General features: G+C 45.8%; 9 protein-coding genes and 1 pseudogene. All 10 read left to right on the top strand.

The features are described from left to right. Window positions 1–752 (top strand): annotated as a pseudogene (locus tag PROVALCAL_RS19740) (hypothetical protein); the annotation flags it as partial. Further along, window positions 749–1,231, top strand: coding sequence for a phage tail protein (locus tag PROVALCAL_RS06575; RefSeq protein WP_006658382.1), 483 nt, complete (start codon window positions 749–751; stop codon window positions 1,229–1,231). The pseudogene PROVALCAL_RS19740 and the gene PROVALCAL_RS06575, both read left to right, overlap by 4 nt. Beyond that, window positions 1,206–1,421, top strand: coding sequence for a tail protein X (locus PROVALCAL_RS06570; protein WP_036950008.1), 216 nt, complete (start codon window positions 1,206–1,208; stop codon window positions 1,419–1,421). Before PROVALCAL_RS06575 ends, PROVALCAL_RS06570 begins: the two co-directional genes overlap by 26 nt. 3 nt (window positions 1,422–1,424) lie before the next feature. Beyond that, window positions 1,425–2,555, top strand: coding sequence for a contractile injection system protein, VgrG/Pvc8 family (locus tag PROVALCAL_RS06565; protein ID WP_006658380.1), 1,131 nt, complete (start codon window positions 1,425–1,427; stop codon window positions 2,553–2,555). Between the two features lie 6 nt (window positions 2,556–2,561). Next, complete coding sequence (locus tag PROVALCAL_RS06560) at window positions 2,562–2,915, top strand: GPW/gp25 family protein (protein WP_006658379.1); 354 nt, start codon at window positions 2,562–2,564, stop codon at window positions 2,913–2,915. Next, on the top strand, window positions 2,899–3,801 hold the full coding sequence (locus tag PROVALCAL_RS06555) for a baseplate assembly protein (protein WP_006658378.1): 903 nt from the start codon (window positions 2,899–2,901) through the stop codon (window positions 3,799–3,801). Before PROVALCAL_RS06560 ends, PROVALCAL_RS06555 begins: the two co-directional genes overlap by 17 nt. Window positions 3,802–3,806: 5 nt before the next feature. Further along, window positions 3,807–4,349 (top strand): phage tail protein I, encoded by a 543-nt coding sequence (locus PROVALCAL_RS06550; RefSeq protein WP_006658377.1) that lies wholly within the window; start codon window positions 3,807–3,809, stop codon window positions 4,347–4,349. 14 nt (window positions 4,350–4,363) lie between these two features. Next, complete coding sequence (locus PROVALCAL_RS06545; RefSeq protein ID WP_006658376.1) at window positions 4,364–5,491, top strand: phage tail protein; 1,128 nt, start codon at window positions 4,364–4,366, stop codon at window positions 5,489–5,491. 8 nt (window positions 5,492–5,499) lie between these two features. Then, on the top strand, window positions 5,500–6,027 hold the full coding sequence (locus PROVALCAL_RS06540) for a tail fiber assembly protein (RefSeq protein ID WP_006658375.1): 528 nt from the start codon (window positions 5,500–5,502) through the stop codon (window positions 6,025–6,027). 135 nt (window positions 6,028–6,162) lie between these two features. Further along, window positions 6,163–7,879, top strand: a 1,717-nt coding sequence (locus tag PROVALCAL_RS19050) for a DUF4116 domain-containing protein (protein ID WP_006658374.1), incomplete at its 3' end; no start/stop codon positions are given.

The raw sequence follows: 7,879 nt of genomic DNA, 5'->3' as shown, positions 1-7,879 counted from the left end.
GTGCTTTGATGGATCTTCGCACGGTGTTTTCCTCTTCGATTGCGGAAATCTCGGGGCAATTAGGCGAGGAGTTATCACCGACTATCAGCGCCATGACGGATGATCTCGCCGCTTGGATGCGTGGAGGAGGGATCACCAACATTAAGTCGTTTGTGACAGACACGGTCTTTCCTGCTCTCAAGGGGTTTGGGCAGGGTGTTATTTTTGTGGGGAAGGTCATTCATGCTGTTGCCAAAAAGCTTGCCTGGTTGTTGCCTGATGAGCGTCAAGAACAACGGAATTTGCTTGAGATGATGGGGCAAACCAACAATTTTGATGTGATTCGTCGTGCCGCGGAAGAGAAGGGGCAAGGTGAGTGGCTAGATCAACAACTCAAGAATAACCCTGATTTACATAAAGATGTCCTGCAAGCTTATATCGAGGCAAAACGGAATCGTTTTTTTCTCGATGATGAGATGTTTAAACAGGCAACCGAAAAATACCTGACGCCCGAATCCGCCGAGTTTTCATTTCCGAGTCGATCGACTGATAACGGCGAGTGGGCATCGGCAATGTCGGATTTATTGCAAGGTAACGGTTCGTCATCTTCAACCTCGATGACCGATAACCGTCGGTACACCTATCAAATTGAGGTCAATGCGGCTCCTGGTCAAAGCCCTGAGTCGGTGGCAGAGGCGATTTTAGCCAAAGCGAAGCGAAATGACGTGTTTAATGGGCATAACGCCCTGCAAGACGGAGGTGATTTGTGGTGAGTTTCGTTGGGCAAGGCATTGCATTGGGCGACGATGTGCTTGCGAGACAACGCAGAGCTGCGAGTGAGACATCTCCGGCGCGTGTGATGATGATGTTGGGGGACTTTGCGTTTTCCATAGATACCACGGCGTATCATCAATTATCCCGAGAAAGCGCATGGAATTGGAGTGAGCAAGCGCGTATTGGTCGTCAAAGTTTACTTCAATATACCGGAAAGTCAGGGCGAACGGTTCGCCTTGAAGGGCAATCTCATGCGTTTTTGGGCAAGGAGGGGGTTGATGCGGTAGCGCGATTGTATACGCTTGCCGAACAGACTGAACCCCTTCAGTTAGTCAGCGGGGAAGGCGATATTTTAGGGTGGTGGGTCATTTTGGACTTTTCGGAGAGCACCAATCGTTTTTTACCCGGTGGTGGTCATCGCAATAAAACATGGAGTATGACACTGAAACATTATGCCGATGATTTATCAAACCCGTGAGGGGGATGTGTTAGATGCGATTTGTGCCGCACATTATGGTTTAGAAAATCTCGCAGAGACCGTGATTGGGGTGTTAGAGCACAATCCGGGGCTTGCCGATAAGGGGGCGATTTACTCAGCGGGAATACGTATTACTTTGCCGCAACTCACTCAATCGGTTGTCACGGCACCTTATTCGTTATGGGATTAGTACATGAGTCAAGTCAACGCCTTTTTACCGGCGTATCAAGTGACCGCCGAGGGAAAAGACATTACGGCGACCCTTCAACGTTGCTCCGCGGAGCTGACATTAACCGATTATGGGGGGGCGACCGCGAAATCGGATGAACTGACCATTTCACTCCATTCAGAAACGTTACCCTTACCGTCGAAGGGGGCGAGGTTACGGGTCGCTATCGGTTTTTTGGGGCAATTAGTCGATAAGGGGGAATTTGTTGTCTGTAGCGTGAGCAGCAGTGGTCCTCCTCGCCGTATTGATCTTTATGCGACCGCAGCCCCAATGAATGCACAAAAGCAATCCGGTAATGTACTTAATCAGAAAACCCGAAGTTGGGATAACCTTAGCTTGGGGGACTTGGTGAAAACGGTTGCTACCGAAAACGGGTTAATAGCTCGTGTGGCAGAAAAGCTCGCAGGTATCCCGCTGAGTCATGTTGACCAAGTCGCGGAGTCTGATGCGAATCTCTTGTCCCGCCTTGCTCGCACTTACAATGCGGTCAGTAAACCCACAGGGGGCTATTGGCTATTTTTGCCACAAGGTGCCGGTAGCACAGTTTCTGGGCATGCGTTGAACCCCGTCACGTTGACACCGTCGGTCGTCTCGACATGGCATTATCATGAAGGTGATAGGGGGAGTTCAACCGGCGGGACTCGGGGGATGGGGCGCGAGAAAAAGCCTCACCAAGAAACCATCACCGCGCGTTATTTTGACAAGGCAGATGGTCGGACGAAAACGGTGAGTGTGGCGCATGAGGGGGCGTCGGTGACGAATCCGTATACGCAGCCAGAAAAGGACACGGCAGAGCAGCAGGCAAAATCCAAAAAAACACACGCGCAGCGCAACAGCCAAAAAATGACGTTAACCGGACCGTGTCAACCGGAGCATGTGATATTGACGGCGGAATATCCTGTGACTACGTCAGGATTTGGGGGGCGAGAAGATAGGTCGTGGTTGGTTGAGTCATTAGTTTTTTCGCTCTCGGAATCCGGGCTAAGTTATACCTTAAATCTGGTTGTCAACCTTAATGCCCCGTCATTGTCACGCTCAGTTGCGTCCTCATCGAATGAAAAACACCCCGATTATTTTGGGGTACCCAAAGGATAATTAGACATGCATGGAGTGAATAGCCAGACAGGCAAACGCTTGTCGGGTGTGGCTCATTTACGTCAATCCGTCAGCGATATTTTAAATACCCCAATAGGAAGCCGAGTTTTAGTTCGTGATTACGGAAGTCGTTTACCTGAGTTGCTCGATCATCCTCGAGATGAAACGCTGCGATTGCAGTTGATCGCCGCCACGGCTTCCGCGTTATCGCGTTGGGAACCCAGATTGAGCCTTTCTCAGGTTACGGTCTTTTTTCCAGAGAATGCAGCGGGGTGTGTCATTGAGATTATGGGGCGGTATCGAGCCGATCAAACCGCAATAACACTAGGAGATATTGTCATTCATGGCGCAATACGATGATGTGATTAATTTATCACGCTTACCCGTACCGGATGCGATTGTGACACCGGATCCATCACGTCTTTTTGAGGCATGGTTAGCCAGACTGAGACAGTTAGACCCAACATTTGATGCGTTGGTGGAATCCGATCCTGCGTATAAACAAGGTGAAGTGAATGCTTATCAATTGATGTTGGCATTTCAGCGAGTCAATGATGCAGTGCGTGCCGTTTTTCTAGCTAGCGCGAAGGGGGCAGATTTAGACCAGTTAGGGGCTGCGTTTAATGTGCCTCGCATGGTGATAATTCCGGCGGAGCCGGATGCCATTCCCCCAAAAGAGGCTGTGATGGAATCCGATGAGGCATTCAGGGAGCGTATTCAGCTGTCATGGTCGCAGCTAAATACGGCAGGGGCACGAAATGCGTATCGTTTTCACGCGAAATCAGTGGATGAAGATATTTTAGATGCAGACGCGTATGGACCTCAAACGCATGGTCGTGCCGGTGAGGTGGATGTTTATGTGCTATCTCGATTAGGTAATGGGAGTGCGTCATCGGCGCTAATCCAGCAGGTTAAGGCACGCTTAAGTGATAACGAAATTCGCCCCTTAACCGATTATGTGACGGTGAAAAGTGCTCAGATTAAAACCTACTCAGTCAGTGCTGAGCTTGATATTCCTGAGGGACCTGATGCAGAAACGGTGCTCAATCATGCGATTGAAACCCTAAAATCGTATACGGCATTGGCGCACCGTATTGGTGGGATGGTGCCGTTGTCTGCCCTTTATGCATCATTGCAGCAATCCGGGGTTGCTCGTGTGGTATTAATGAGTCCAGCATCGGATATTGAGCCGCAAATGGGGGTTGCCCCGTATTGTTCGTCTATACAGGTCATACGGCGAGGTTAATCAGCATGGGAACCGTTTTTCGTTCTTTATTGCCTATTTCTGCGAGCGCCGCGGAGCGTGCTCAAGAGCAGGCGACGACCGAAACGATTTTGCAGTTAGACACCAACATGGTGCGTAAAGTCAAAAATCCAGAGACTTGCCCTGCACACTTATTGCCGTGGTTGGCGTGGGAGCGGGCGGTGGATTTTTGGGATGAGCACTGGAGTGAGGCACAAAAACGCCAAGTTCTGCGAGAAGCGCCGTATGTCCATCGGCATCGAGGAACAACGGGCGCTGTTCTACGGGCATTGCAAGCCATTGATATTCCCGCGACGGTGGTGGAGTGGTGGCAAGAGCAGCCGCGCGCTGCGCCGTATACCTTTCGAGTAGAATTGCAACTTCAACGTGGCGTGGATAGTGGCTTTTATCAACGTGTGACTGCCTTAGTGATGAAAGCCAAGAATTTACGTAGTCACTTGCGTTCGATAGGGGTGAATGCAGATGTGGGGCAGTCAGGACAATACTTTGTCGGTGGGGCGGTGACCGCCTATGTGGATGTCGTGATCTAGATTGGAGGGGAAAGGTGTTGACAAAGCATACCAGTATATTAACGCAAAAAGGGCAAATCTTAGAAGCCGCTTCAGTGGCGAATGGTCGCCCCGTATTACTCAAACAATTTGTGATAGGGGACGGGAATGGGCGTCCGGTTATCCCTTCGGCAACGCAGACTCAGTTGGTGCATGAAGTGTATCGAGGCACCATTTCCTCTCTTGAAGTCTCCCCTGAACAACCGAATCAGTTTATTGCGCATTTGGTGTTGCCTGAGGGGGTGGGGGATTTTGTGGTCAGGGAGGTGGGATTATTGACGGCAGAGGGCGAATTGTATGCGGTGGGCAGTTGTAGCGAGATAGAAAAACCACGTCAGGGGGTGACGGTGAGGTTGCAGTTCCGTTTGGCGGTTTCAGAGAGTGCACAAATCACCTTACAAGTTGCGACAGGGGATGGGTTATTTCTAAGACAAGATGCGAACTTGCAGGATGTGAAGGATAAATCACGCGCGATTGATAATTTGGGGTTGAGGGCAACGGTCGATAAAGCGAATAATGCGGTGCCATCTGAGCGTCAGGTGAATGGTCAGCCATTGTCTCAAAATATCACGATTACCACTATCACGGGTAATGCAGGGAGTGCGACAAAATTACAGACTGCGCGAAATATTAATGGGCTTGCGTTTGATGGGACGAAAGATATTCATATCACCACCATTAGTGGGAATGCAGGGAGTGCGACAAAATTACAGACTGCGCGAAATATTAACGGTGTGGCGTTTGATGGGACGAAAGATATTCACATCACTACCATTAGTGGGAATGCAGGTAGCGCGACAAAACTGCAGACTGCACGAAAAATTAACGGTGTGGCGTTTGATGGAACCCAGGACATTACCATCAGTGCAGGAAATGTGGGGTCTTATTCAAAGCTTGAATCGGATGCGCGTTATGTGCAGGGTATTCGATTAGGTGCCAAAACGCGTTATTCGCCTTCAGGTAATAGAGTGAGTTGGAATTGGGAGGCGCCCGCAGGAAATGTGTTAACTGGATTGGTGGTTGATGAGACGGGAAGTAATTCAGCGGATAACATTTCAGGTGCTTGGTATCGCCCATTACAGAGTCTTGTTAATGGGAAGTGGGTAACCATCAGCGGTTTATAGGGGGGAATATGATATATCAGAACTTTCAGAGAAGTCACAATCCTAAATTATTAGCCAAATACCCAGAATCCACGTTAGTGTTAGAAGATATTGAGGGAAATGATTGGTATGAGGTGCAAGCTAATTTCAATGGGGATACATTAAAAATCGTTTTTAATCCGGATGGCTTAATTATCTCTTACAGCCATGATGCTAGCGCACTCTTTCCCTTAGGTGGGTCTGTTGCTGAAATGAGTCCACATGAATTACCGAAAAACTTTTTTGATGAAAAGCAGTCTTTTGTCTTTATTGATGGAAAAGTGCTCCCTTATGAAATGTCAAAAGAAACGTTAGTTGCAAAAGCTGAAAATACATTACGTTTATTATTAAATGAAGCAACCATAAAAATTGACTCGTTACAAGATGCTGTTGATTTAGAAATAGCTACAGATGCAGAGATAGTCTCTCTAAAAGAGTGGAAAAAATATCGTGTCTTGTTAAATCGTGTTGACACGTCAACAGCACCGGATGTGTTATTTCCTGAAAAACCGGAATAGTTGCTGTCAAATTCCTAGAGTCGCGTTGTATGGGCTTTTACTTTAAATTCCGTTGAGCTATTTTAAATAGATTTAATGCAAAGTATTTTTGCATAATGTATCTGTTTATTTTTAGTTAAATGGGGCATTTAAAGTATGTATAGCATAAAACCTCACGGAATAGGATCAACGAATGTTAGTCGGTCTGAATCGATAAATCCGCATGTGGATAATTCGGCAAATAATTCGGAAAAAAATGGCGTAGTTGCAAAGGTTAGCGGTGTTTTTAATTGTGCGGACTTACCTACGGTGAGCTCTCGAGTTTCCATGGATGAAAATAGAGCTGCATGCCTTGTCACAAAATGTTTGCGGCAAGTTATCGCCAATACATCGTATAACCATATGTTTCAAAATGGGGTTATGTGGGCGGAGCGAGCGGAAGGACAAACTGAATTTGGTTTTAGAGCTATGCAGAAATTGTCATCTGAAAACATTCGGCAATTGTTTCGTGAGTTGGCTCCGTTGGCACAGGAAGAGATTGGTTTTTTAGATAACCTATTACAAATGCCATTTACGGCAACACATGCTTCTGACGCCAACATTGTGAATGAGAAGGGCATACTGTCGTTATTTTCGAGAAAGAAATTAGAGCAAAGAGGGATGGAATTTGATGAGAGTCATTCTGGAAAGACAGATATAAATAGATTATCTAATGATGATTTTGTGTTTTTTTCGTTGGAACCGGGAGATAAAATACAAAAATGTGGAAGTCGTTTTGGGCACACTCTTTATCGAATAAATTTTGATACTACTCCATTTTCTCAAGTTTCTTGGGGAAGCTTACAAGATCAGGTTCTCAATCATACTGGCGGATCTGTAGAGAAATATTTAGAGGGGTTAAGTGATGAAGCTTATGAAATCTTAACGTCCAGATTTATTGGTAATGAAAAGTCGATGTTTTGTGGTGAGAATATTAAAGTTGGTTTAGGCTTATCTTTGCTCCGACTATTACGTGAATTACCACAAGAAGATAGGCTAACTCTTTTAGCCTCAAGAAGTGTGACTGAGGTTAATCGGTTAGTAAATGGAATTTATCGTCCTGAGATAAAAGTTCCTAAGCATTTTTTTTCTAAATCTGTAGAAGCGGTTTTTTTGTGCGGGAATGGTCAGGTTTTATCAGCATCAGAGCTTGATGATAAAGATAAGGTATTAAATGTGGCTAAATCTGGTCCTGATACATTAATGCACGTATCTGAACGGTTAAAGGATGATGACGATGTTGTTTCGACTGCATTATCATGTAATTGTGATGCATTAAAATATGCCTCATTTAGATTCAGAGACAGTGAAGAATTAGTTTTATCACTGATTAAAAGAAATGCTGAGATTATCAAGCATGTCTCTTCTCGATTAAAAGATAATAGTAGTATTGTAAGGGAGGCTGTTTTAAAGAATGGTACTCTATTGCAATATGCTTCGGAAGGATTAAAAGATGATTTTGAATTAGTAAAGTTAGCAGTTCTAAATAATGGAAATGCTTTAGAGTTTGCGTCGGAGAGATTAAAAAATAACAAAGAGATAGTGTTGTTAGCGGTACAATCTCGAGGGACCTCGTTTAGATATGCATCGGATGCTTGTCGGGATGATTTTGATCTTGTTCTGGCGGCAATTGAAAATAGCCCACATTTTTCAGTTTTGAAATTTGCGTCTGAAAGAGTTAAGAATAACAAAGAACTTGTTTTAGAGGCGGTTCAAAACCATGGTTTATCAATTGAGTTTGCATCCGATGCTCTAAAGAACGATATTGATGTGGTTACTGCTGCGGTTGAGTCCAATAAGAAAGCGTTGATGTTTGTTAGCGATGAGATGAAGA

Source organism: Providencia alcalifaciens DSM 30120 (assembly GCF_000173415.1).
In the GTDB taxonomy this organism is placed as follows: domain Bacteria; phylum Pseudomonadota; class Gammaproteobacteria; order Enterobacterales; family Enterobacteriaceae; genus Providencia; species Providencia alcalifaciens.
This window is presented reverse-complemented; position numbering and strand designations above follow the sequence as displayed.

What these genes read in the sequence shown, in the direction of transcription:
- PROVALCAL_RS06570 (WP_036950008.1), top strand. Translation starts at nt 1,206, where the DNA reads ATGCCGATGATTTATCAAACCCGTGAGGGGGATGTGTTAGATGCGATT.
- PROVALCAL_RS06565 (WP_006658380.1), top strand. Translation starts at nt 1,425, where the DNA reads ATGAGTCAAGTCAACGCCTTTTTACCGGCGTATCAAGTGACCGCCGAG.
- PROVALCAL_RS06560 (WP_006658379.1), top strand. Translation starts at nt 2,562, where the DNA reads ATGCATGGAGTGAATAGCCAGACAGGCAAACGCTTGTCGGGTGTGGCT.
- PROVALCAL_RS06555 (WP_006658378.1), top strand. Translation starts at nt 2,899, where the DNA reads ATGGCGCAATACGATGATGTGATTAATTTATCACGCTTACCCGTACCG.
- PROVALCAL_RS06550 (WP_006658377.1), top strand. Translation starts at nt 3,807, where the DNA reads ATGGGAACCGTTTTTCGTTCTTTATTGCCTATTTCTGCGAGCGCCGCG.
- PROVALCAL_RS06540 (WP_006658375.1), top strand. Translation starts at nt 5,500, where the DNA reads ATGATATATCAGAACTTTCAGAGAAGTCACAATCCTAAATTATTAGCC.